General features: G+C 36.1%; 24 protein-coding genes. 12 read left to right on the top strand and 12 right to left on the bottom strand.

The genetic code is table 11. The features are described 5' to 3' along the window. Positions 1-495: 495 nt before the first annotated feature. Entirely contained in the window at positions 496-891 is a 396-nt protein-coding gene (locus J2756_RS01170; protein ID WP_209581432.1) for a winged helix-turn-helix transcriptional regulator, read from the bottom strand. A gap of 174 nt (positions 892-1,065) precedes the next feature. On the opposite strand from J2756_RS01170, the gene J2756_RS01175 reads away from it, so the two are divergent. The 12 genes from J2756_RS01175 (at position 1,066) to pheT (ending at position 13,389) form a co-directional block, all read left to right on the top strand. Further along, positions 1,066-2,004, top strand: coding sequence for a metal-dependent hydrolase (locus J2756_RS01175; protein WP_209581435.1), 939 nt, complete (start codon positions 1,066-1,068; stop codon positions 2,002-2,004). Between the two features lie 310 nt (positions 2,005-2,314). Further along, the gene (locus J2756_RS01180) at positions 2,315-3,079 is read left to right on the top strand and encodes an aldo/keto reductase (RefSeq protein WP_342593083.1); all 765 of its coding nucleotides are present in this window, start codon (positions 2,315-2,317) and stop codon (positions 3,077-3,079) included. Then, positions 3,049-3,474: a 4Fe-4S dicluster domain-containing protein gene (locus J2756_RS11675; protein ID WP_342593084.1), complete on the top strand. Its 426-nt coding sequence runs from the start codon at positions 3,049-3,051 to the stop codon at positions 3,472-3,474. Before J2756_RS01180 ends, J2756_RS11675 begins: the two co-directional genes overlap by 31 nt. Positions 3,475-3,562: 88 nt before the next feature. Beyond that, the gene (locus J2756_RS01185) at positions 3,563-4,507 is read left to right on the top strand and encodes an alpha/beta hydrolase (RefSeq protein WP_281063375.1); all 945 of its coding nucleotides are present in this window, start codon (positions 3,563-3,565) and stop codon (positions 4,505-4,507) included. Between the two features lie 70 nt (positions 4,508-4,577). After that, positions 4,578-5,141, top strand: a complete 564-nt coding sequence (locus J2756_RS01190; protein ID WP_209581440.1) for a sugar O-acetyltransferase — start codon at positions 4,578-4,580, stop codon at positions 5,139-5,141. A gap of 672 nt (positions 5,142-5,813) precedes the next feature. Continuing rightward, the gene (locus tag J2756_RS01195) at positions 5,814-6,458 is read left to right on the top strand and encodes a TetR/AcrR family transcriptional regulator (protein ID WP_209581443.1); all 645 of its coding nucleotides are present in this window, start codon (positions 5,814-5,816) and stop codon (positions 6,456-6,458) included. Positions 6,459-6,544: 86 nt separating this feature from the next. Next, a complete protein-coding gene (locus J2756_RS01200) occupies positions 6,545-7,231 on the top strand; it encodes a DUF169 domain-containing protein (protein ID WP_209581446.1) in 687 nt (228 codons plus the stop codon). 237 nt (positions 7,232-7,468) lie between these two features. Continuing rightward, positions 7,469-8,815: an MDR family MFS transporter gene (locus tag J2756_RS01205; RefSeq protein ID WP_245315907.1), complete on the top strand. Its 1,347-nt coding sequence runs from the start codon at positions 7,469-7,471 to the stop codon at positions 8,813-8,815. Positions 8,816-8,873: 58 nt separating this feature from the next. Beyond that, the gene (gene dapB, locus J2756_RS01210; RefSeq protein WP_209581452.1) at positions 8,874-9,692 is read left to right on the top strand and encodes a 4-hydroxy-tetrahydrodipicolinate reductase; all 819 of its coding nucleotides are present in this window, start codon (positions 8,874-8,876) and stop codon (positions 9,690-9,692) included. 612 nt (positions 9,693-10,304) lie between these two features. Next, the gene (locus J2756_RS01215) at positions 10,305-10,475 is read left to right on the top strand and encodes a hypothetical protein (RefSeq protein WP_209581454.1); all 171 of its coding nucleotides are present in this window, start codon (positions 10,305-10,307) and stop codon (positions 10,473-10,475) included. A 402-nt stretch (positions 10,476-10,877) separates the two neighbouring features. Then, positions 10,878-11,234 carry a hypothetical protein gene (locus J2756_RS01220; protein WP_209581456.1) on the top strand — a complete coding sequence of 119 codons (357 nt, stop codon included), beginning with the start codon at positions 10,878-10,880 and terminating at the stop codon, positions 11,232-11,234. 457 nt (positions 11,235-11,691) lie between these two features. After that, positions 11,692-13,389 carry a phenylalanine--tRNA ligase subunit beta gene (gene pheT, locus J2756_RS01225; protein ID WP_209581458.1) on the top strand — a complete coding sequence of 566 codons (1,698 nt, stop codon included), beginning with the start codon at positions 11,692-11,694 and terminating at the stop codon, positions 13,387-13,389. A 203-nt stretch (positions 13,390-13,592) separates the two neighbouring features. On the opposite strand, the gene J2756_RS01230 is transcribed toward pheT, so the two are convergent. The 11 genes from J2756_RS01230 to J2756_RS01280 form a co-directional block, all read right to left on the bottom strand. Continuing rightward, complete coding sequence (locus tag J2756_RS01230; RefSeq protein WP_209581461.1) at positions 13,593-13,997, bottom strand: secondary thiamine-phosphate synthase enzyme YjbQ; 405 nt, start codon at positions 13,995-13,997, stop codon at positions 13,593-13,595. 290 nt (positions 13,998-14,287) lie between these two features. After that, on the bottom strand, positions 14,288-14,758 hold the full coding sequence (gene pyrI, locus J2756_RS01235; RefSeq protein WP_209581464.1) for an aspartate carbamoyltransferase regulatory subunit: 471 nt from the start codon (positions 14,756-14,758) through the stop codon (positions 14,288-14,290). A 100-nt stretch (positions 14,759-14,858) separates the two neighbouring features. Continuing rightward, on the bottom strand, positions 14,859-15,284 hold the full coding sequence (locus tag J2756_RS01240; RefSeq protein WP_209581467.1) for a universal stress protein: 426 nt from the start codon (positions 15,282-15,284) through the stop codon (positions 14,859-14,861). 4 nt (positions 15,285-15,288) lie between these two features. Beyond that, complete coding sequence (locus J2756_RS01245) at positions 15,289-16,284, bottom strand: calcium/sodium antiporter (protein WP_209581470.1); 996 nt, start codon at positions 16,282-16,284, stop codon at positions 15,289-15,291. 318 nt (positions 16,285-16,602) lie between these two features. Then, on the bottom strand, positions 16,603-17,913 hold the full coding sequence (locus tag J2756_RS01250) for a preprotein translocase subunit SecD (RefSeq protein WP_209581472.1): 1,311 nt from the start codon (positions 17,911-17,913) through the stop codon (positions 16,603-16,605). Next, positions 17,910-18,749 carry a protein translocase subunit SecF gene (locus J2756_RS01255; RefSeq protein ID WP_209581475.1) on the bottom strand — a complete coding sequence of 280 codons (840 nt, stop codon included), beginning with the start codon at positions 18,747-18,749 and terminating at the stop codon, positions 17,910-17,912. The genes J2756_RS01250 and J2756_RS01255 overlap by 4 nt, the downstream gene beginning before the upstream one ends. 61 nt (positions 18,750-18,810) lie before the next feature. After that, complete coding sequence (locus J2756_RS01260; protein ID WP_209581478.1) at positions 18,811-19,305, bottom strand: flavodoxin family protein; 495 nt, start codon at positions 19,303-19,305, stop codon at positions 18,811-18,813. Positions 19,306-19,466: 161 nt separating this feature from the next. Then, positions 19,467-20,477, bottom strand: coding sequence for an N-acetyl-gamma-glutamyl-phosphate reductase (argC, locus tag J2756_RS01265; protein ID WP_209581481.1), 1,011 nt, complete (start codon positions 20,475-20,477; stop codon positions 19,467-19,469). 1,137 nt (positions 20,478-21,614) lie between these two features. After that, positions 21,615-22,496 (bottom strand): acetylglutamate kinase, encoded by an 882-nt coding sequence (argB, locus tag J2756_RS01270; protein WP_209581484.1) that lies wholly within the window; start codon positions 22,494-22,496, stop codon positions 21,615-21,617. A 160-nt stretch (positions 22,497-22,656) separates the two neighbouring features. Continuing rightward, positions 22,657-23,850: a bifunctional ornithine acetyltransferase/N-acetylglutamate synthase gene (gene argJ, locus J2756_RS01275; RefSeq protein ID WP_209581487.1), complete on the bottom strand. Its 1,194-nt coding sequence runs from the start codon at positions 23,848-23,850 to the stop codon at positions 22,657-22,659. A 107-nt stretch (positions 23,851-23,957) separates the two neighbouring features. Then, positions 23,958-24,266 carry a hypothetical protein gene (locus J2756_RS01280; protein WP_209581489.1) on the bottom strand — a complete coding sequence of 103 codons (309 nt, stop codon included), beginning with the start codon at positions 24,264-24,266 and terminating at the stop codon, positions 23,958-23,960. Positions 24,267-24,279: the final 13 nt, after the last annotated feature.

A 24,279-nucleotide genomic window follows, 5' to 3' on the forward strand; every position in this document is an offset into this window, starting at 1 on the left:
ATTGATTTTAACCTTTAAAATCAGATAAACTAATATATTTGAATAAATATGGATAAGTAACTGACTTACTCATAAGATTTACTAAGTATATATTACTTTTCTGACATAATATTAACCATGAAAATAGTTGATATGGTTAATATAATTTCTCAAGATAAATATATTTCTAAGTGGATTCATGGGCTAGATGAGGGTTCAAAGAAACAATATTTATTTTCAATGGCTGATTTTTGCATTGCCGTGAATAAAACCCCTTCAAAAATGCTGAAAATATGCAAATCAGATTATTCTAAACCTCCCTGAGAACGAAAAATTGATGATTGGTTTATGGAATGCAGAACACTGTGAGAAAAAAAATATTCAATGACAAAGCAGAAAGAAGAAAATCAACTCCACTCCAAATCCTTGAAATATTGCAACTCAGCCTGGGAATTGAATAGTAAAAAAAATCTGAAATTTAGGAGAATAACTGGGATGATTAGTTATACTTAAAAATTATTTTATGTTCAAACAAGCCCTTAAATTTTGTTTGGATTTCTCTTTTCTTTTAGGGTCTTCAGTATTCATATCAACTTCGTCTAAAGCAAAGTTAAAGAGTTCAAAGATTATTTTATTTAATCTGCGACCTTTTTCAGTTAAGCAGTACTCAGTTTGAATAGGGGCGGTGTTTATTACTTTTTTTTCAATTATACCTTCCTGTTCTAACTCTTTCAATCTTTCAGAAAGAACTTTGCTACTTAGAGTTGGATGCTGTTTTAGAAAGTCTTTAAAATGTTTATAATCACAGAATAATCCTTTGATTATTTGAATATTCCATTTTTTCCTGAGATAACTAAATGTATCATCGATGGTTCTATAAACTTCATTGAAATAATAATCCTCTTGAGCCATACCAATTCCTCCACTTACCATAGGGTAATTACTTAAAGGTTAGGAAAATTACTTTAATTTAGTTTTATATTTTAAATAATAATTTGTTTATGGTCGGTTATAAATAGATCTTTGAGAATTGAATAAATGAGGATCATATAATGAATCACATGAAAACTAGAGGAGATATAGATAATGGACTTTTTTACACATTTTCTGGTTCCATATATTATTTTATTTGCTCTTAAAAGCAAGAATAAACTTGAAGGGGCTTTTGGTGGTATTTCAATTGACCTTGATACAATCTTCATAGCGTGGATTGGATTTTTAGTTCCCTATCTCTTTGTCTTTTCACACAGGGGAATTACACATTCTTTTATCTTTGCTGCAATTACTTCATCGCTGTTTTTGTATGTGATATCCAGAAGGAGTATCAACGGATTCATAGGTAAAATAATAAGACGGGACATATCTGTTGAATTCAATTTAAAAACAGTTGGAATAGCATATTTTGGTGCTATTACCCATTTGTTCCTGGATTTCTTAACTTCAAAGGGCGTACCTCTTTTATATCCCTTCACACTTCAAAGATTCAGTGCTGAAATATACTACTACATCGATGTTACAGCAGCAGTTATAGCCCTTGTTGTTCTGTTGATCCTTTATTTAAGACTGGATATGAAATACAAGAAAGCTGCAATGGTAATTTTTATGATAATCCTGGTTTCATTTGGCGGTATTAGGGCTTATGAGAAGAATCTTGCCCTTGATGAAAACCCTGTAAGTGGAAACTTCGTTTATTCTGCAGCTTATCCTACAGCTGACATGTTTACATGGACTGTGGTTCAAAGTGACAGTTCAAACAGCACATATTATTCATTTAGGTACAATACACTGGATAAAGAAAGATCAGATGTTAAAAGGGTTCAAAGTCTAACTGTAAATGGAGGCACTGTGCAGTCGGCTCAAGAAGCTGTTGATAAAGCAGAGGGACTTCCTGAAATTCGAAATTTCAGATGGGATGCCTATGATCCATGTATCAATGCTAGCTACAATGGGAAGGAATGGAAGTTAACCTACTTCGATGTTACAGACGATGGATATCGCAGCAACAACATAACAGTGACCCTATAACTGATTTTCACCTATTTTTTTATTTTAGAGAATATTCTTTAATGTAGTAAGATTCAATTGTTTACTAATTTCGCTACTTACCAAATGGTAATTACCCATGGGTTAGAAAAATTACTTTAAATTAGTTTAATACTTTCTTAATATGTGAGTTTTTTTATCATTATTTATAAATAAATTTTTGAATAGATATAATGTTTAGAAAACTTTTCCAAACAGTGCAAATTTTACTAAATAAATTAAAAAATAGTGTACATTTTACTAATTAAATTAAAGATTTATCAAAATCGTTTTTATTAAACGGAGGAATTCCATGTTATACAGAGATTTTGGAAAAACAAATGAAAAAGTTTCAGTTTTAGGTTTTGGCTGCATGCGACTTCCTGTAATTGGAGATGATCCAAGTAACATTGATGAAGAAAATGCCATAAATATGCTTCGTTATGCCATCGACCATGGTGTGAACTTTATTGATACTGCGTACCCATATCATGGAGTTAGTTTGGATCAGGGAGGTGCAAGTGAGCCATTTTTAGCAAAAGCATTGAAAGACGGCTACAGGGAAAAGGTGAAAATAGCAACCAAACTCCCAAGCTGGGCAATAGAAACCCGAGAAGATATGGACAGATACTTAAATGAACAGTTGGAACGCCTGGAAACAGATTGCATTGATTTTTACATGGTTCACGGTATCAACAAAACTTACTGGGAAAACCTGAAAGAACTGGGCTTTGAGGAGTTTCTGGATCAGGCCATTAGTGATGGACGGATAAAACATGCCGGGTTTTCATTTCATGACCGAATTGAACTCTTTAAAGAGGTAGTTGACCATTACGACTGGTCTTTCTGTTTGATTCAGTACAATTATCTGGATGAAGATTACCAGGCAGGAAAAGAGGGTTTAGAATATGCATACAAGAATGGGTTGGGTGTGGCTGTTATGGAGCCTTTAAGAGGTGGACAGTTAGCTACCAGTATTCCACAAGACGTTCAAGAATTATTTAACAGGTCAGATATGAAGAGATCCCCTGCAGAGTGGGCTTTAAGATGGGTCTGGAACACCCTGAAGTGTCAGTGATCTTGAGTGGAATGAACACCATGGAACACGTTAAAGAGAATTTAAAAATTGCAGAAGAAGCACATCCCAATTCACTAACCGATACAGAATTAGGGATTATAGATCAGGCTAAATCAGTTTTTGAAGAGAAATTGAAGGTTAACTGTACTGGCTGCGGTTACTGTTTACCGTGTCCTTCTGGTGTAAATATTCCTGAAAATTTCGCAAAGTACAATGATTATTTCCTTTTTGGTAGTCCAGAAACAAAGGAAGAATACCAATTTCATTATATGGCCCTTATAATGGAAAATGAAAGAGCATCCGCATGTGTTGAATGCGGTGCATGTGAAGAACACTGCCCACAGGGTATTCCAATAATTCAAGAAATGAAGAAGGTTAAAGAGTTATACGAATGAATTTTTAATGGTTTTGCAGGATCAATGAAGATTTATATTTATTTAAATTAGAAATTAGGAGAAAAATAGAATGTCAAAGATAAAATTAATGGATAACTACATTTTTGAACTAAGCGATAAGGTAACGAGACAATCTGTTTCATATAATAACCGGTATGGAATCAAAATTGCGGCAGATTTATACTTGCCAAAGGACTTTGATAAGTCACAAAAACACTCAGCCATTATTGTGGGTGCACCCTATGGTGGTGTTAAAGAGCAGGGCCCTGGTATATACGCCCAAAACATGGCAGAACATGGTTTTGTAGCTCTTACATTTGACCCATCGTACAATGGATACAGCGGTGGAGAGCCAAGGCACCTTTCTTCACCGGATCTATTCGTGGAAGATTTCAGTGCAGCTGTTGACTATTTAGGCACCCGTCCATTTGTGGATAGGGATAAAATTGGAGTTATTGGTATATGTGGTAGCGGTGGTTTTGGAATCAGCGCAGCGCAGGTTGACAGACGTATCAAGGCTGTTGCCACTGTCAGCATGTACGATATAGCCCGTGTGGCAGCTAAAGGATTCATGGATTCACTTACTGAAGATGAGCGCAATAACATACTTGATACAGTTGCTGAGCAGAGGTACGCAGAGTTTGAGGGTAACGAGCCCGTACTGACTCCTCGAGGAGCACCTATTGGATTTGACGATAATACAGACCCTATCGGTCGAGAGTTTGGTGAATTTTATTCTACAACTCGTGGATACCACCCCAATTCAATTAGTCAGTTTACCATGACGAGCAGCATGTCCTTTATGAACTTCCCACTGCTTACTCACATTAAGTCAATCTCACCACGACCAATCCTGTTCGTCATAGGAGAACACGCTCACTCACGATACTTCAGTGAAGACGCTTACAAATTGGCAGCAGAACCCAAAGAACTCTACATAGTTCAAAAAGCAGGACACGTTGATTTGTACGATAAAACGGACTTAATTCCATTTGACAAATTGGAATCATTCTTTACAGAAAATTTGAAATAAAAATAATGAACTGTAAAAAAAAACAGAGCTTTAAGTGAAAATAAGTAAGTATTGGATTAAAAGTGGTAAAATGCAACCAAAAGATATCTTTGAACGTGATAAATCAGGTGAACAAATTTCACTAAACGATCCAGAATATTATAAGATCAAGGATGTAATAATCGAAGCACAGAGAATCACTGCAGAATTAAATAATTCATACCATGATGAGGAAGAAGTCAGAAAATTGTTTTCCCAGCTGACCGGGGTAGACGTTGATGAAACATCTTGGCTCTTACCTCCTTTCTACACTGATTTTGGTAAAAATATCAGAGTAGGGAAAAATGTGTTTATCAACCACGCCTGCACTTTCATGGATAGAGGAGGTATAACAATAGAAGATGATGTTTTAGTTGGGCCTAAAGTCAATCTGATTACAACCAACCACCCCATGGATCCATCTGAAAGACAATCCACCATATCAACTCCTATCTTAATCAAGAAAAACGCATGGATAGGTGTGGGCGCTATGATAATGCCCGGTGTTACTATTGGGGAAAATTCTGTAGTGTCCGCTGCCGCTCTTGTCACGAAAGATGTTCCGTCAAATACTGTGGTGGCAGGTATTCCAGCAAAAGTTATCAAAAATATCTAATGAAAAATTTCTTTCGCAGATTTACCTGTTCATTGATGGGTTAAAACGAAAAGAAAGTATTTACAATTTGATATAAGGAAAATATGGAATAATCTGAGTAAAATTATCCAAATGGGAATTTAAGGAATTATTAGGGTATTCTAGGGGATAATATTGAATGCTGCACTCCTCCCGTTGAAAATCCTTGTCAAAGTAAACATTTTTTTTCAAAAAGTGTCCACCCAGTCTTTGGTTCCACCCGCACCCTTCAGGCAGAAAACCGTATGATCATTATCATCATTTACTATTTTTATTAAAAGAAGAAGAATATCAACCTCGACATCCTATCAAGCCCCGTTGCATTTTTAGGGTGATGATTAAGAGGACCCAATGGAGGAATTGAACCTAAGGATCCCCTCCATAATCTGTGAAATTATGGATAATGGGTCTTTTTACACTTGAAATTTTCACTTAGAGCAATATTATTATTATTATATGCTCCCAGCTACGGGTTAGTAGCCACAGGCTGGAATATATTTTAAAATCGAGCTGAAGGCTCATGTATTCTATTTTAAACCAAAATCTTTATATAATCTTAATGACCATGAGTTATATAACTGACCATTGGGTCATAGTTAAGATTAAAAGTCATAAATATGATCTTCAGTCATTTATCGATATAGGTGAAATCATATGTCACTTGCAAAATGGAAGGAAAGAGAAAGAGAACAGCGTCAAAATGATATTATCAATGCTGCTAGGAAATTATTCGCTGATAAAGACTTTGATGAAGTTTCAATGAATGAAATAGCAGGGGAGGTTGGGCTTGGTAAAAGTACTCTTTACCTTTATTTTAAAAATAAAGAAGCATTGTACTTTGCTGTGTGTTTACGTGGTACTCGAATTTGGGCTGAAATGGTTAAAGAAGAGGTTGAAAAAGGGAATACGGGTTTAGAAAAGTTTGTATTATATGGAAATGCGAATAGAGAGTTTTCTAATAGATATCCTGATTATTTCAGGTTGCTGTATTCCCCCACATCAATCAAAAAACAATTTGATATGGATAAAATGACGAGTAGTGAAGAATTCCAGGAAGTAAGGGAATTATTTAAAGAAATAATGTTCATAGGAATAGATTCAATACAAAAAGGTATAGATGAGGGCGAAATCAGACCAGATGTGGATCCTGTGGAAGCAGCCATTCTCCTATCAGTAATATACAATGGTACGGTGAATATGGGAGACTGGGCTAAAGAGCTACTGGAAGGCAGGGAAATTGATGGAGAGAAATTTGGCAAAGATATAGGGGATTTATTTCTTCATATGTTAAGGAAGTAGGGATAACTATTGGAGTATCTTAAGCTGAATTCATGGAATTAATGTTACCTAAATGAGTTTATTCACGTGGGTGAAGAGGTGTTAAAATGGATAATATGGAATTAGGGGAAAATTTAAATGAAATCCTTAAATTGGAAAACGAACCAGTAGCTATAAAATGGTCTGTGAAAGAGCCAAAAAACGTTGAAAAGGAAGAAGGAAAATCAAGATTCTGTAATAAGCTTATAAAGGCCATGGATGGTGAAATATTCTATGCAACTTTAGAAGAAGAGGAATGTATGGGTGGTGCAAGATACTCTGGACTTAAGGATATGCATGAATACCCTGCAAATGTACAAAGCGGTGCATTTATGGTTCCAAAGGGTTTATATAAGGACATTCCTGCAGTGCAACGCTCAAGAAAAAATGAAATATACATAAACCCTGGAATTTTTAATGCAATCATTTTCTCTCCTTTGAACAAGGCAGAATTTGAACCCGATGTGATATTCATACTCTGCAATGCCCAACAGGGAATGGAAATACTTCATGCAAATTCATATGATTCAGGAAAACATGGAATGGGTGCTGACGCAGTTCCTGTATGCAGTTCAATGGCCGCATCACCTTATATGACTGGAAAAGTCACTTATGGATTTGGAGATGTGGCATCAAGGCAGAGTATGAATATCAGTCCAGAAGAAATTATGGTAAGTATTCCTGCAAGTGATTTGCCCCGTATAGTTTCTAATTTGAGAGAGATGCGAACTAAAATGTTCTTTAAGGAAGAATAATTTTCCAAATAATCATTACATCACTTGAAAATCGAAGATTTTCGATGCCAAAACATGAAACGTTTGAGGCTTTTTTTGAAAATCATGTAATTAAAAAAAGAATTTAAACCCCTTAGGGAATTGCTAAAATCTATTAAGGATGATAACTGTAAAAATAGGCCAGAAGTGATAACTATGAATTATGAAAGCCATTATAACCTTGCTAAAGATCAAATAATCCTGGTCATGGCGGGATTAATGGTGGGGCTCCTTTTAGCTGCCTTCGATTATTCAATAATATTAACAGCTATGCCCAAGGTTATTAACAGTCTGCATGGGATGGAATATTATGTATGGCCCTTTACATCTTACATGTTAACTTCAACCATTGCAATAATCCTTTTTGGTAAATTATCTGATATTTACGGTAGGAATCATGTTTTAATTGCAGGGATCATCACATTTGTTGTAACTTCAGTCATGTGTGGTTTTGCAACCAACATGTTTGAACTGATCCTATTTAGAGGACTTCAGGGAATTGGGGGCGGAATTCTAATATCCCTCCCATTTATTGTGGTTGGAGAAATTTTCAGTCCAAGGGAAAGAGCTAAATACATGGGGATACTTGCATCAGTGTTTGGGCTTGCAGATGTTTTGGGACCAATTCTTGGTGGTGTAATTACTGATACCTTCGGCTGGAGATGGGTGTTTTTCGTAAATGTTCCAGTTGGGATCGCTGCTGTAACCCTGATTCTTTATTCTCTTCCAAACTTTAAATTGCCGGATGTTAAAAAAGTCATTGATTACTCTGGGATCATCACCTTTACATTAGCTTTAAGTTCACTGTTCCTTGCAATAACACTTGCAGGAGATCAAAATACATATCCATTAACTGATATAGCTGGACTCCTTGTATTTTCAGTAGTCATGTTTACGTGCTTCGTCTTGGCTGAGAAAAAAGCTGTAGAACCTATTTTACCGTTATGTCTTTTTAAAAATTCAATATTCAGTGTATCAGCGGTAGAAAGTTTTTTAGCAAGTGCATTGATGTTTTGTGGGATAATTTACGTTCCATTGTTTGCACAGGGCGTTTTAGGCATGAGTGCTACAAATTCAGGGCTTATCATGATTCCCATGCTTTTTAGCCTTACAATAACCTCAATAATCACTGGACAAATCATATCAAAGGCTGGGAAATATAAAAAGCTTGTTATCGCTGAGTTTATCATAACTGGAATAGGAGTTGTGCTCCTCGCTACAATGAATGAGAATACATCTTATTATCTGCTGGTAGCATATTCAACTGTCCTTGGTATTGGTTCAGGAATGTCCTATAACATATTCAATGTAGCAGTGCAGAATGCATTTACACTGCGAGAAATAGGTATTGTAACAGCGTCTATGCGGTTTTTCAGAAATGTTGGTACCATTGTATTCGTTCCAATATTTGGATACATAATGAATTTCACTTTAGGAAGTTCAAATGCAGTCACTGCAAGTAAAACTCAAGCTTTAGTACTTTCTATCCAGAATATTTTCCTTGCGGCCATAATAGTGGCATTTGCAGGATTGATTGTTGCATTCTTCCTTAAAGAATACCCTTAGGTGGAGATGCACCTACTAAATCATGATATAATTAAATTTTTAATTGGAGATTGATAAAATGATTAGAGTGGCTGTAACAGGCGCAGGTGGAAGAATAAGTTCTAAAATAATTAAAACCATACTTAAAGAGGAAGATATGGAAGTTGTGGCAGCTGTAGGATCACCAAATACTCTGCTTGATGGAAAGGATGTAGGTGAAGTAATAGGTGTAGGAAAGATTGATGTTCCAGTAAATGGTGCACAAAAACTTGCTGAGGTTTTAAAGGAAAAGAAGCCAGATGTTCTCATTGATTTCACTATAGCAAACACAGCCGTGGGTACAATTAAAACTTCGGCAGAATGTGGAGTTAATGTAGTTGTAGGTACAACTGGATTTTCAGAAAAACAATTAAGTGAAATTAAAGAGTCTATCCAAAAAAATAAGATAAAAGCAGTTATTGCTCCAAACATGGCAGTGGGCGTAAATGTATTTTTTAAAGTTATCGAAGACCTGGCAAAAATCCTCAATGATTATGATATCGAAATAATAGAAGCTCACCACAAGCATAAAACTGATGCACCATCAGGAACTGCTGTTAAAGCTTACGAAATTATAGCAGAGGCACTGGAAAATAAAGATGAAACTTGTGTCTATGGTAGGCAGGGGATTGTAGGTGCACGAACTCCTGAAGAAATAGGAGTACATGCAGTTCGTGGCGGAGATATTGTTGGAGATCATACAGTACTTTTTGCAGGGGAAGGAGAACGAATTGAACTCACCCACAGGGCGCACAGCAGGCAGGTTTTCGTAACAGGAGTAATTAAAGCATTACAATATATTATTGAAGCTCCTGAAGGAAAAATTAGCGATATGAAGGATGTTCTCGGTATAAAATAAAAATAGAAGGCTATTTTTTTTATTTTAATACATTATAATTGAATATACGGCACATTATGAATAATAGGGTGCTGTACCTCCTTCATTTAAAAATCGTTCGTCAAAGTATAAATCTTTTATTAAAAGTTTTCAGCCCGTCTGTGGCCCCACCTGTAATTGTGGAGATCCAAATATGAAATAGTCTTAAATTTTTTTGTAATCATGAAATATCTTTATTTGAAGATTTATTGGAGTTATTGGGTTTAAGGAGTAGTATTAAGATAATAATGGGCGAAATGAGAGCTAATATGAAAATTGCATATTGGCTAGTATTTTGTAAATAGGTCATTTTAAACAAGTAATTGTTAATTAGTATTATAATTTGAATTATAAATAGGCATGACAGACTTGTATAATAAAGTGCATGATTAAAGTTAAAAAGATTCAACCTAGAAGCCAAAAAGGACGCAACAACAGCTAAAAAAACGACTAAAGCTCCAGGATTTCCGGAACCTAAATATGAAAGAAACACACCAATTAACAACATTAATGAGAAAAAAAACACTCTATTCAATGACATTTTACAACCTCTTCAAAGCTTTAAACTAATAAATGGGCATTTTACTTAATTATATGGATGCAAATTATAAAACATCTTCTTTTAGTGAAAGATATTACTGTGTTGGATCCATTGAAAATAGTTTCTCAAACTATATACTTCTTTTGAAAACCGTCCAGCCCAGCCTGGCTCCACCTGCACATCCTCCAGCTCCCCACCCAGTACCCGGGCCAGCTGCAATTTAACACCAACGAGCCTGCAGTCTGCAATGATTATTGGACGAATTCCAGGTCCTGTGGTACACCTATGGGGGTTCAGCTCCAGGTCTTTACCGAGTCAGGCCGAATTGAGCAATTCTTTGATCCCCCGAGGGGATCAGGTTGCCACTCAAATACAGTAAAATAGGTTTAAATTTGTTTTTAGGGGATAATTTGGAGAAGAGATTAAATAACATTAAAAAAGAGTCAGATCACCTTAAAGAGTTAGAAATTTAATTGACCTCAACCATAACTTTATTTAAGAAGAACCCCTTTTCCTTATATAAAGGAAGTTACACCACTAAGTTAACTTACTTAGCAGATTTTAGGGGTGTGTTTGATATCATTTATATTGTTACTTCCTGACCTATAATTTACGGTGATAACACAATGGAAATTCTGTGGTTTTATATAGCAGTTGTCCTTGCAATAAGCGATGAAGTCCACAGTAAAATAATGTGGCATCTTCTATTCGACTTTTACATACTACTTGCAGGTCTGATAAAAGGGTTTGTTGCTTCAAATATAAGATTATGGGTGGTTCATGAAGCCATGGAGGCAATGTTCCACTTCGTGGTGCTTTCACTGGTCTTCTGGTCACTTGAAATTGGAATACTGGCTGCAACGATCCACATGGTGATAGATCTCTACCATGAACTTTCAGGACTTGAATTAAAGCCACTGTATCATAGATCACTTCACTTCGTCATTGAATCATTCTTCTTCATCATGGTTCTTTCTGCATGATATTGGTTTAAGATCTGATACAAAGGATTGGAAGGTTCAACAGAATATTTTTTTAAAATTCCTTTTTTATAAAACTTTTAATATCATCGTTTTAATTAATTTTTTAAAGTCAAATAATTGTTCAATACTATTTTTAAAGTTAGAAAATAATCTTTTTAATTGTCTAACGATTATAAATCTTGAACTTCAGAACCTAAATTAATAGGCTTAAAAATTAATAATACTTATATTATTTAATTTAATATTGAAATTGTAAAGAAAGAAATCTTACTAAAGGTTTTAATTGATAAGTTTTGTTGTTATAGGACTGGTTTTAAGCTTCCATTCAATACCCTTACCTTTTGGGATCATTTTTTATAATATCAAAATAGATATTCAAAGTAGTTAATTGAACAAAAATCAAAGAAGAAATACCATTTTTATCAACTTATATTTTTAACTGAAGTAGGAGATTGAAATGCCAGTTATAAACTTTACCTACAAAGATATTGACGAAGCCTTAGGACAGAAAATTCCAAAAAACGAACTAATAGATATGCTCCCTATGATTGGGAGTGATATAGAGGATTATGATGATGAATGCTTGAAGGTTGAGTTTTTCCCAAACAGACCAGACCACTACAGTGTGGAGGGAATAACAAGAACCCTCAAGGGAATGCTTGATATTGAAGAGGGAATACCCTCCTATGAAACATCCCCATCAGGCATGAGCATGACCGTGGACCCCGGACTTAAGGATATAAGGCCCTACACTTCCTGCTGTATAGTTGAGGGTATCAGTATAAATGATGAAAAACTCGTTCAGCTGATGGACTTTCAGGAGGACCTGCACTGGGTTCTTGGAAGGGACAGAAAGAAAGTTGCCATTGGAATTCACAACCTGGACGTTTTAAAACCCCCATTTTCATACATAGCTGCAGATCCAGATTCTGAATCATTCTTGGCCCTGGAAATGACTGAAGAAATGACACTCCGTCAGATACTTGAGTGTCATAAGAAGGGAAAAAAGTATGCACACCTTCTTGAAAAATTCGATAAATATCCTCTTATAAGGGATTCTGAGGCAAATGTACTTTCAATGCCCCCAATAATAAACGGGGACCTTACAAAACTTTCAACAAAAACTGAAAATGTTTTCATCGATGTAACAGGTACCAACGAGAGGGCTGTGAACTACGCACTCAACATCATTGCAACCTCCTTTGCAGAGGCAGGCGGCAGAATAAAAACCGTTAAAGTGGTATACGATGATAAAAAGGTTCAAACACCTGATCTAACTCCTAAAGAGATCTATGTGAGTGTTAAAAATGCCCAGAAACGTATAGGTGAAGAACTAACAGCACAAGATGTTGTAAGAATGCTTAAACGTGTAAGACTCCATGCAGAGGCTGAATCTGAGGATAAAATCAGGGTTCTTGTGCCGGCATACAGGATAGATGTGCTTCATGAGGTGGATGTCATTGAGAATATTGCAATCGGTTACGGCTTCAGAGATATTGGCTCAGAGCTTCCAGACATTGCAACCATAGCCTATGAAGATAAAACAAGGTTTTTTGAAAATAGGGTCCGGGAAGTTATGGCAGGAATGGGCTTCAACGAAGTTATGAGTTTAATGCTAACCAACGAGGAGCACCACTACCATGATATGAGGCTTCCAGAGGATGATAGGGTTATGGTGGCTCAGCCAATATCTCAGGACAGAACCATGATAAGAAAAAGCTTATTAAACGGTTTAATGGAATTTTTAGAGGACAACAAGCATGAAGAACTTCCCCAGAAAATATTTGAGGTGGGAGATGTTGTTTACATGGATGGGGAGACTGAGACCCATACAAAAATAGTTAAAAAACTTGCAGGGGCTGTTGTTCATTCAACTGCAAATTTCACCGAGATAAAATCCATCACAGATTCCATGATACAGAATTTAGGGCTTAAAATGGAGATAGAATCCTTAGATCATCCTTCATTTATAGGTGGAAGGTGTGCGGGTATTAAAGGAGTTAAGGAAACCAGCTATGATGAAAATGCTTCAGGATCTGATGGTGCTTCAGTTCAGATCACAGGATTCTTTGGAGAACTACACCCAGAGGTTATAACCAACTTCGAAATGGATTATCCAGTTGTTGCATTTGAAGTTGAATTTAAAGGAATTTAAGGTTAAATGGTTTAAATTTGAAATTTATTTCAAATTTTTAAACATTTTTTTTAAATTATTTTATAGTAGCTCATCAATATTCATTGTCATAAAAAATATTCATCTAAAAAAAATTTTAAGAAAGATTTATAAAAAAAGATTTTTAAGGTTTCATTTAATTTTATTCTTTTCTTAATCCTTCTTTTCAAGCTCACTAAATTATTTCATTCCCCCAGGACTGTGACATCCACCTTTCTCTGTCTTGGGCCGTCCAGTTCCACAAAGAATATGCTCTGCCAGGTTCCAAGTCCCATTGAACCATCTGTAAGTGGGATGGTTTCGCTGCTGCCAATTAGAAATGCCTTTATATGGGAATCTGCATTGTTGTCAATGCGGTTGTGCTTGTAATCTCCCTTTGGAATGAGAGAATTAATGGTATCCTTGAAATCCTCAACGAGCCCAGATTCATTCTCGTTTATAACCACACCCGATGTGGAGTGTCGGGTGAAAACACTGACGAGGCCATTTTTTATACCACTTCTCTGTGCAGCATCCTTCACAGGACGTGTTATATCAACTACTTCAACCCTTTCGTGGGTTTCAACATCTAGAACTTCTCTTTTTGGCATGTTTTTATCCTCATTCAGATATCATTCAAAACTTCAATTCACTGTACTATACCTTTGTTCTTTATCCTTCAAATTTGTTTGAGGAGTCAGATATAAAAAAAAATAATTTTAAAAAGACCATGCAGGGGTCTTGATTTTCAAAACTCATTACTGAATCTGTATAGATAATGAATTAAATTCATAAAAATAGAAGTTCATTGTTTATTTCACAAAATATAAAATAAAATATATAAAAAATTATTTTAGTCAATTCAGATTAATCCCTGTGTAATTGAAATGGTTTGAAGTTTTTAGAGTCGAAACTGTGACTCTATATCTGCTTCAACCATCATCCTTTCACAGTGGTAGCACCTCAAGGTTACAGGTTCCTTTTCTGTAACATAGAACTGGGTTTTCACAGGTTCATTGGCATTTGTTATGCAGTTAGGGTTAGGACACTTCAAAATACCTTTAACCTTTTTTGTAAGTTGTACTTTACCTTTTTCAACGATTTCATACTCTCGGACTATGTTTATTGTTGCGTGGGGTGCGATTAATGCTATTTTGTCCACTTCCTTAGATTTCAGTTCCCTGCCCTCTATTTTAACAATGTCCTTTTTTCCCATCTGGGATGATTTGACGTTCATTGCAATGGTAACTGCAGCCTCGCCATTGGGTAGTTCTAATATTTTAAGAACATTTAAAGCCCGATTAGCTGTTATGTGGTCTATTACTGTCCCGTTTCTTATTGGTTTGACCTTGAGTTCCTTTGGAGTTTTCATCAAATCCTCTCGTAACTTGTACATTGTATGAATTTTAACCATACCTTATGAACTATTTATATAAATTAGTTTCAAATATGTGTTCCTGTTTAGAGATCTATTATTGATACGTTTTTACAAGTAGCACAGTGCATGGTGCGGAGTGAACAATCTTTTCAGTCACACTTCCAAGTAAGTGTTTGTCGATCTTGCTTTTACCAGTTCCAACAACGATCATGTCAACATTTTCCTTTTCTGCAGTTTTTATTATCTCGTTTGCAGGATCCCCTTCCACAATGATGCCTTTGAAGGTACTGTTTGGAGTTTTTAACTTTGCTTCTAATTTATTTATAACGTCCTTTCCCCTTTCATTCAGTTCCTTCTTCATCATTTCCTTCACCTTGGAGGGTGTAAGAAATGGAACTGAAGTATCAACAACATATATCCCTATTAACTCACATTCCTTTTCTTCAACAAGTCCCAAGGTATGCTTGGAGATCTCTTCAAGGTAATCTCCCATGGTTGCAACTAAAATTTTTTCGTACATGGTATCACATCGTCATAGATAATCTTGTTATTATATAGATTAGGTAAACTACTATTAAAATTAATCCGCCCCACCTTGAAAGCTTTTTGTTTTTGACTGTAAGTAGAAGCAGTAAAACAGTTACAAATATCATGTAAGGAGCGTCAAATGTAACTGAAAGCTTTTCAATTGGTATTGCAACGAATAAAGATGGTACACCTATACCTATAAGAATGTTGAAAATGTTACTTCCAAGTATGGTACCCATTGAAAGACCGTGAAGCTTTTTCAGTGCAGCTGATAATGTAACAACGAGTTCTGGAATACTGGTACCAATTGCAAGTGCGAAGAGGCCGATTATCATTTCAGGTATGTTTGCCATGTGTGCAATTTCAACCCCTGCCCAAACCATAATACGACATCCTATTATAAGTCCTGCAAGACCTGCAATGGTTAAAATAATTGTTTTTTTCTTATTGAATGGTTTTGAATCTTTATCTTCAACTTCCTTCACATCATCAGAGGATTTCTCTGTTTCTGCAGTTTTTTCTGTGTTGTCCCTCTTCTGAGCTTTCACAAGTTGCCACAGATAAATTAAATATGCAATTATCAGAACGATTCCTGCCACTCTTGTTATCTCATTACCTATCAACATGAAGAACATCAGTATCAAACAAGTGATCAAGGTCATTAATCCATCTCTTCTGAGTTCTTCTTTTCCTGTTTTTATATATCCTGCTACAAATGCAGTTATTCCTAAAATTGCAGCAATGTTCCATATGTTGGATCCTATAACTACACCAACACCAATATCTGGATTTCCAGATAGCACTGATATCATTGCAGAACCAAACTCTGGCAAGGAAGTTCCAACTGCAGATGCTGTTACTCCTAGAATTACCTGGGATATTCCAACGTGTTCACCGACATCCACGATGTTGTCAACGAATAAGTCTGCTGATTTAATGACTATCAAAAGAGATACTATTATTGCCGCTACCATTATGATCCATGTGTACATACTCTCACCGGAATTATCTTTCCTTTTTCCTTTTTATAAATCTTTGTAATAAAAATTATATTAAACAACTCAACCTATATAAATGTCGTTAATTATTTGAGAAATAGATTTTTCAAATGACTTTGAAGTTACAGTATCAATCAATGCCATCAAAACTTAAATTCATTTTATAAAATTCTTAAAATAGGTTGTTTACTTCAAGAGGGTTTACATAGGGTTTAGGAGATTCAACTGAAATAGGATCCAATTAATAAAAAATAGAGTAATTGATGTTTCTTAATATTTTTTTAAAAAAAAGAAGAGTTTAAAAAGATTTAATCACCTTTTTTTACCTTTTTTACCCTTCTTACCTTTTTTACCCTTTTTACTTGGGGTTTTTTCCTTTACAGGTGCTGGTTCGGGCATATCCTTTTGGAGAAGTCTTTCTATGAATTTTGCAAAGACTGGTCTTGTTATGAACACTCCTATCAACACACCAATTATTGTGGTGACTGCGAAACCTGAGAGCACACCTATTCCTGTGGATCCTCTTGAGAAACCAATGTAGGCAAGTGGAAGCATAGCTGCAACCAGTGTTCCTGCCGATGCAAACACAATGAAGAAAGCATGTTGGATCTTCATTTTAATTGCTTTGCTTCGTCTTCTGGATTTTTCACCCAGGGTTTCACCCCGTAAAACCTCATCAGTTATGATGATCTGGTCATCAACTCCAGTACCTATGGCTGCAATTATACCCGCTATTGCAGCAAGGTCAATGTTCCATTTGATTATGGACGCAACTCCCAGTATGAGGAGAAGTTCAACGAGACTTGTGAATATGATTGGAAGAACCAGTTTAGGTGTTCTGTACCTTATGATGATGATTATTGCAATTACAATGAGTGCAACAAGACCAGCAACAAATGCACTGTTTTTAAACTGACTTCCAAGCTCTGCAGAAACACTGCTCACACCCACAATACTCACCTTAACAGGCAGGGCACCTGACTCAAGTATGATCTGTATACTTTTTGCCTGTTTTGCAGCAGCATCTTTTGTTGATGCAGTACCAGATACCTCAACCTCAGTTGAAGGCACACCATTTGCAAGATCCTCACTGAGTGTAGGTGAAGATACGATGTTACCATCCATGTACATGTTGACTGTTTGTCCAGCTTTGCCCTTTGCAACCTGTGCAAATTTATTTGCACCTGCCGTTGACACCTTAAATGGAACAGACCATGTGGTTCCTGTAACTTGATACGGTTCTACGGTTGTTATATCTGTACCAGAAAGGGCAGTTTCATTACCTATCTTTGCCTCGAATTTACCAGGTGTACCCACAACCTTTGCAACTTCACTGGGTTGCACACCAGCTATTTCAACGATTACATCCTGGTTACCACTCTGCCTTACTTTAACGTCCTTCACACCAAACACGTTCAGACGTTTATCCAGTACTGCTGTTACCTTGTTCATTGTGGTTTGATCAACCGGTTGTTCGAGATGTATCTGGATCAGGGAACCTCCCTTTAAATCCAGACCTTCCTGTATTCCATACACTGAAATTGAAGCTATACTTGCAAATATGAGGATTACGAGCAGTATTACGCGGTAATCCTTGAAGAAATCCTTCCATCCTTCGTTCATCTGTGACCCTCCATGTACCATCTTAGGAGTCCAAGGTTCATGAGCCAGGTTGCCATGAGGTCTGCAAGGAGACCCAGTATTAGAACTGCAGCTATTTCACTTAAAGTCTTAGCAGAAGGTATAAAGACTATAACTACAACATAAAGAGCAGCCATTGCACCAATTGCAGCTCCTGTCATGGTTATACCTGTTTTAAACGCTCCTCCTGCTCTTTCATTCACAGTTCCTTCTCTGTCCTTTAGAACTCTTGTTGTAAGCAGAATATCTGTGTCCACACTGTAACCTATGAGCATGAGGATTGCACCCACTGATGCCATTGATAATGGTATTCCAAAGAGTGACATTCCACCCACTGCAACAACTATATCCACAAATGCTGAGAATATAACTGCCAGAGACGGAACGATTTTCCTGAACACTATAAATACAGTTATGGACATGAATATGAATGCAAATGCAAGTGCCCAGTAAACCTGGGTCAGTGCCTGTTTACTGAGAAGCGGCCCAACTGATCTGTAGCTTTGAGTGGTTGCAGTTCCATTTATTGAATTTGTGAATTTAACAACATCTGCAGCACCACCTATCTCAACTGTGGCCTGATTACCGGATGTACTCACACTAACATCAGTTATTCCTGTTCCATTTTGAATTAATGCTTTAAGTTCATCTGAACTTACAGACTTTTCAAGTTGTAATGTGGCTATAGACCCTCCTTTCAGGTCTATACCTTCATGTAGCCCATTTGTTGCTATAAGGGCCAGAGCCAGTATTGTAACTATTACTGGAATTATTATCAAGGGTTTATAAGATTCTAAGATCTTCTCTTTTGCTGACATTGAATCACCAATTTATGTTTCCATGTAACTTCTATGTTTCTTGCAGTCCATATAGTATTTCTCATATTCCATAGAGCTTTAAATCCATGGCTTCAACCATACTTTCCACATCTTCTTTGATCTCTTCAGAACTTTTATTTGAAGTTGTAATTACAAATGAATTTACCATTCTGCCTCCCCGGGCCTCTATCTTTTCACGCATTCTTTTAATAACACTTTCGCCACCTTTACTCCCCATTGTAGCGAATAGAATCACGTCTTTACCCTGGAGATCACATCTGTCGATTAAGCTAATGACTGCAGGGGCAGGCTTCCCACCCCAGGTTGGAGTTCCAATATAAACAAGGCCGTAATCACTAATATCAACAGAATCAGGTTTTATTTCAGTTTTATTTTCTCTTAAAGCATCAATTGTTGCTATCATATAATTAAGGGCACCCATTCTGTCTTTAAGATCAATGAATTCTATTTCATCAGCTTCAACTCCCTTTGCAAGGGTTTTTGCAGCTAGTGCAGTTTTTCGGGTCCTGGAGTAATATAGAACTACTGTCTTCATTAAATTACCTCAATTTTTATTAAAATTTAACAGGTGACTACTTATAACTAATTTTTAACTTCCAAAAAACTTTTTTTAACTTTCATAAAAATTAAAAAAAATATATAGAATTTAATATTCATCAAACACCTTATATTTTTTGTTCCTGGTTTTATAAAGGTTTAGGGGTGCATACCCATTTGATCTATGGATTCTGTTTCAGGGAACCCGAACATCAAATTCATGTTGTGAACAGCCTGACCTGATGCACCCTTAACAAGGTTATCAATGGATGAAGCAACTACAAGCCTTCCATTTTCATCTATATCAAAACATCCAATGTGGCAGTAGTTTGATCCTCTAACAGAACTTAAACGGGGCACTTCACTAAGATCAAGAACCCTTACAAATGGTTCGTCTTCGTAGAAATTGTCGTAAACTTCTTTCACATAATCAGAACTCACATCTTCTTTCAGGAAGCTGTGAACAGTTGTGAGAATTCCCCGTGTAACAGGTACAAGATGGGGTGTGAATGAAACCCGCACCTTTCCAAAGTTACCAAGCTTCTCCTGGATCTCAGGCATGTGCCTGTGACTTGTAACAGCATAGGGTGCAACATTATCACTGCAGTTAGGGTAATGGGTAGTTTCTGTGGGTTTAACACCTGCACCGCTTACCCCACTTTTGGAATCTATTATCAGGGTATCAACAAGTCCCTCTGAAACGATTGGTAGGGATGCGAGTATGCCTCCTGTTGGGAAACAGCCAGGATTTGCAACAAGATCTGCACCTTTGATAGCTTTTCTGTTAATTTCTGGAAGTCCATAAACTGCCTTTAATGGATTGGTGTGTTTGAAACCGTACCACTTTTCATATACATCGTAGTCATCGAAACGGTAATCTCCTGAGAGATCCACAACCTTTGCTCCAGTCTCAAGTATCTCTGGCACGATCTTCATTGAGGCACCATGGGGAGTTGCTGTAAAAACCAGATCTGCATCCAGATCTCCTGGTTTAATATTTTCAAATTCAATATCCAGATCACGAAGATGAGGATGTACCTTATGAATTGGAATACCTTCAAACTGCCTTGATGTTGCAGCAACAATTTCCACCTGGGGATGATGATTTAAAAATTTCAGGAGTTCCCCTCCAGTGTAACCGCTTGCTCCAACTATTCCTACTTCTATCATTTTTTCACCATAACTTCTTTTATAATCTGTTTATATTAAAAATTACTGTTTCAAAGCTAATTTCTATGATATTTTGCATTGAATGATTGATTGATCTGGAACAGAATGCTGAATCCATTAATGAAATTCGATCAAAAACTATGTTTAATACTATTAAAATTTTTAATATTATAAACTTAACCTTTGGTTCCATGCAAAATTCAATTTAGATGTACTGAACCATGTAGAATTTAAATCTGGAAATGTTTTAATAACCTCAATTTATAAAAGCCTTGTTAATTGGTTCTTTTATTTTTTAATGTTATTAAATTTATGAAATATTTCAAATCCCATAAAATAATTATCTTTGACGATTTTAACGGATTAAAAAGCCATATAAACTTTAAAATAGCCTTTAAATCTAGAATTTAGAAGATTTGGATGATTTCAATATCAATTAAAACTGTTAGTTATTGGGTTTTTAATTTAAAAGGATGATCTAAAGGTTTAAACCCATAAAATACTTAAATTTAGGCTAAATAAGGTCTAAAAGGGGTTTAATTACTTAAAGAATCAATCACTGGTTGTGGCTCATGATCGGCTACTTCAATACCTTCTCAGAGTGTCTTAAATCTAAAACAGAACGTTTTAATCGTTGTTTTTTGAAAATAAAATGAAAAGATTTATATATCATGTTCAAGTGATCATATAGTTGTCCAGAAGTCCAAGATGCACATCTTTGACATCTTTGGACATGGAGGCGGTATAATTTAGCGAAAGGAAGGAGTTGCACTGGTTTATGCCTTTGGTGTGGCCAAGTGCAGTTTGTCCTTCGCTAAGAACTTAAAAACCGAAATTCGACTTTTTAAATCTTTAAAAACTGTTTTTTATTCTTGTATACCAATGAATAAATTTAAGTAAATTCATTTGAGCGTTTCTGTTTATTAAATTTCTGTTTTATTAAAAATTATCTTATAAAAAAAATTTTATCCAATTGTTAGACTCCCCCATAAAAAAAATTTTATTTTTAAAAAAATAAGATTAAAGGTCAGAATTTAAAATACACTTTATAACATTTAATTTAAGGTTACAAATTAATTTTAATTCCCTTTTAAGCTGCAAATCCTGAAAAATTAGAATAAAAAGTTTTTAGGATTATCAACCCTTTATCATGGTTCCAATACCCTTTTTTGTGAATATTTCAAGGAGAACCGAGTGTTGAATCCTGCCGTCAATGATATGGGCTGAAGAAACTCCGTTTTCAACTGCATTGAGACATGTTGTGACTTTGGGTATCATCCCATCCTTAACTATTCCCTGATCTATGAGTTCCATAACCTCATCAGCTTGGACCTTTTTTATGAGGGTTTCAGGGTCCTTGGGGTCTTCAAGTATTCCTGGAACATCCGTTAAGATTATGAGCTTTTCAGCATCTACAGATGATGCAACATCCCCAGCAACAGTATCTGCATTAAGATTTAAGGTACTTCCCTTATCATCCACACCAATCGGAGATATTATTGGTATGTAATCGTTCATTGTTAGCATATCAATTATTTCAGGATTTACAGAGTCTATTTCCCCTACAAGGCCCAGGTCAATGGTGGTTTCTTCACCTGTTTCTCCATCCACAATTACCTGCGGGGCTCTTTTTCTTGCATTTAAGAGGAGGTTATCTTTTCCAGAAATACCTATACCTTTCCCTCCGTGCAGACACACCTTGGAAACAATATCTGTATTTATCTTTCCCACCAGAACCATTTTAATGATTTCCATTGTTTCCTGGTCTGTTATCCTCAAACCTCCAATGAACTGAGGTTCTTTACCGAGTTTGTTCATGGATCTTGAGATTTCAGGACCTCCACCATGGACAACTATTGGTTTCATACCCACGTACTTCAAAAGGACTGTGTCCCGGGCAGTTGAGCTCATGGTGGTATCATCTATCATTGCATGTCCACCGTACTTTATGAGGATCTTCTTTTTATGAAATTTCTTGATGTAAGGCAGTGCCTCAATTAAAATATTAACTGTTTCCATTTAAATTCCCCGATTAAAGATTAAACCAGATTCATTCATTAACATTGTTCACTGAAATTATTAAAATTATAGTTTTTATTAATAATAGATATTTTAAATAGATCTTCTCAATCTTATTTTAATTTGAATATTAAATTTAAAAGGGATTGTTGTGGTTTTTTTAGGTGGAATACTCAGCATTTATCCTCACGTAGTCGTAGCTCAGGTCACAACCATATGCTGTTGCTGAATATTCTCCAAGATTCATATTCACTGTTATATTTATCTCGGAATTTTCCATAACCTCCTCTGCAGCAACAAGCTCCTTAGAACCTTCGTAAGCCTTCACAGTACCTTTATCAACTATGTTAACTGTGTTTTCATCAGATTTCAGGGTTATGGTTACCTTCTCTTCATTCATTTCCGCACCTGAATAACCTACAGCAGCAACGATCCTGCCCCAGTTGGGGTCTGCGCCAAATATTGCAGTTTTAACAAGAGATGAAGATACAACAGCTTTTGCAGCACGTCGTGCATCTTCCAGACTTTCTGCACCCTTAACCTCAACCTCCATGAATTTGGTTGCACCCTCACCATCCTTTGCAATCATCTTTGCAAGTTCTGTGCAGAGGTAGTCCAGTGCTTCCTGGAATTTCTCATCTATTCTGCCAGATCTGCCGTTTGCCATGATCACAACCATGTCATTGGTGCTCACATCTCCATCCACAACAACCATGTTGAAACTTTTGTCCACAGCCCTCTTAAGAGCCCTTTGAAGTTCTTCTGATGATGCCTGAACATCCGTTGTTATGAAACAGAGCATGGTGCCCATGTTCGGTGCTATCATCCCTGAACCTTTACACACTCCACCAATCCGTACTTCATTCCCATCTTCAAGGGTTGTTTCAACTGCAAATTCTTTTGGAAAAGTATCAGTTGTCATTATGGCTTCTGCCACATTCCTTGAGGATTTAGGAGAATTTCCAAGGTTATCCATGGCTTCATTTATCAGATCCGTTATGATCGGCATTGGAAGTTTTCTACCTATTATCCCTGTTGAGGCAACTGCAACATCCTCTGATTTGATTTCAAGCTTATCTGAAATAATACTGGCCATTTCCAACCCATCTTCCATACCCTCTTTGCCTGTGAAACAGTTTGCATTACCACTGTTTGCAACAACTGCAGATAACTTGCCGTCTTCCACAGCATCCTTTGTTATTATAACTGGTGCTGCAACAACCTTGTTTGAAGTGAAAACTGCAGACGCAGCACTGTGTTTAGAGACTATGATTGAAACGCCATAATCTCCTTTACATGCTCCTGAAGCTTTTACTCCACTCACAGCACAAATTCCACCTTCTACTCTTTTCATAGAAACTTCTCCTTCATTTTTTTAGAATTTTAATTCTTTTTAAATCCACAATTATAGTTTTTATTAATAAAAATTTTGAGATTCGAACTTTTTTTATTAATAATCTATTAAGAGGAGTTTGTGCGTGTACTGTTTGTGGATGAATTCGTTGATTGTGTATTAGTTTTAGAGTTTTCCACGTACACTTGATCATTACTTGAATCGTCCAGCACTGAGTTGTTATCAGCAGAGTTTCCCACTGTGTTTGTTGTTGAATAGGGTAAAGCTGGAAATTCACTGGTTGTGGTATTGTTAATCTGAAGAGTGTTGTTAATTGGACTGAATCCCACCAGGATTCCAGCTCCTGTTCCAACTACAAATGCAAGCATGGAAACTACCAGTGAAACTACAATTTTTCCCTTAATTTCTGGTTTCATTGCAAATTACACC

The sequence above is a fragment of the Methanobacterium aggregans genome (assembly GCF_017874455.1).
Lineage (GTDB): Archaea > Methanobacteriota > Methanobacteria > Methanobacteriales > Methanobacteriaceae > Methanobacterium_C > Methanobacterium_C aggregans.

Coding starts and splice junctions, on each gene's coding strand:
- J2756_RS01170 (WP_209581432.1), bottom strand. CDS start 891: ATGGCTCAAGAGGATTATTATTTCAATGAAGTTTATAGAACCATCGAT.
- J2756_RS01175 (WP_209581435.1), top strand. CDS start 1,066: ATGGACTTTTTTACACATTTTCTGGTTCCATATATTATTTTATTTGCT.
- J2756_RS01180 (WP_342593083.1), top strand. CDS start 2,315: ATGTTATACAGAGATTTTGGAAAAACAAATGAAAAAGTTTCAGTTTTA.
- J2756_RS11675 (WP_342593084.1), top strand. CDS start 3,049: ATGGGTCTGGAACACCCTGAAGTGTCAGTGATCTTGAGTGGAATGAAC.
- J2756_RS01185 (WP_281063375.1), top strand. CDS start 3,563: ATGGATAACTACATTTTTGAACTAAGCGATAAGGTAACGAGACAATCT.
- J2756_RS01190 (WP_209581440.1), top strand. CDS start 4,578: ATGCAACCAAAAGATATCTTTGAACGTGATAAATCAGGTGAACAAATT.
- J2756_RS01195 (WP_209581443.1), top strand. CDS start 5,814: ATGTCACTTGCAAAATGGAAGGAAAGAGAAAGAGAACAGCGTCAAAAT.
- J2756_RS01200 (WP_209581446.1), top strand. CDS start 6,545: ATGGATAATATGGAATTAGGGGAAAATTTAAATGAAATCCTTAAATTG.
- J2756_RS01205 (WP_245315907.1), top strand. CDS start 7,469: ATGGTGGGGCTCCTTTTAGCTGCCTTCGATTATTCAATAATATTAACA.
- dapB (WP_209581452.1), top strand. CDS start 8,874: ATGATTAGAGTGGCTGTAACAGGCGCAGGTGGAAGAATAAGTTCTAAA.
- J2756_RS01215 (WP_209581454.1), top strand. CDS start 10,305: ATGGATGCAAATTATAAAACATCTTCTTTTAGTGAAAGATATTACTGT.
- J2756_RS01220 (WP_209581456.1), top strand. CDS start 10,878: ATGGAAATTCTGTGGTTTTATATAGCAGTTGTCCTTGCAATAAGCGAT.
- pheT (WP_209581458.1), top strand. CDS start 11,692: ATGCCAGTTATAAACTTTACCTACAAAGATATTGACGAAGCCTTAGGA.
- J2756_RS01230 (WP_209581461.1), bottom strand. CDS start 13,997: ATGCCAAAAAGAGAAGTTCTAGATGTTGAAACCCACGAAAGGGTTGAA.
- pyrI (WP_209581464.1), bottom strand. CDS start 14,758: ATGAAAACTCCAAAGGAACTCAAGGTCAAACCAATAAGAAACGGGACA.
- J2756_RS01240 (WP_209581467.1), bottom strand. CDS start 15,284: ATGTACGAAAAAATTTTAGTTGCAACCATGGGAGATTACCTTGAAGAG.
- J2756_RS01245 (WP_209581470.1), bottom strand. CDS start 16,284: ATGTACACATGGATCATAATGGTAGCGGCAATAATAGTATCTCTTTTG.
- J2756_RS01250 (WP_209581472.1), bottom strand. CDS start 17,913: ATGAACGAAGGATGGAAGGATTTCTTCAAGGATTACCGCGTAATACTG.
- J2756_RS01255 (WP_209581475.1), bottom strand. CDS start 18,749: ATGTCAGCAAAAGAGAAGATCTTAGAATCTTATAAACCCTTGATAATA.
- J2756_RS01260 (WP_209581478.1), bottom strand. CDS start 19,305: ATGAAGACAGTAGTTCTATATTACTCCAGGACCCGAAAAACTGCACTA.
- argC (WP_209581481.1), bottom strand. CDS start 20,477: ATGATAGAAGTAGGAATAGTTGGAGCAAGCGGTTACACTGGAGGGGAA.
- argB (WP_209581484.1), bottom strand. CDS start 22,496: ATGGAAACAGTTAATATTTTAATTGAGGCACTGCCTTACATCAAGAAA.
- argJ (WP_209581487.1), bottom strand. CDS start 23,850: ATGAAAAGAGTAGAAGGTGGAATTTGTGCTGTGAGTGGAGTAAAAGCT.
- J2756_RS01280 (WP_209581489.1), bottom strand. CDS start 24,266: ATGAAACCAGAAATTAAGGGAAAAATTGTAGTTTCACTGGTAGTTTCC.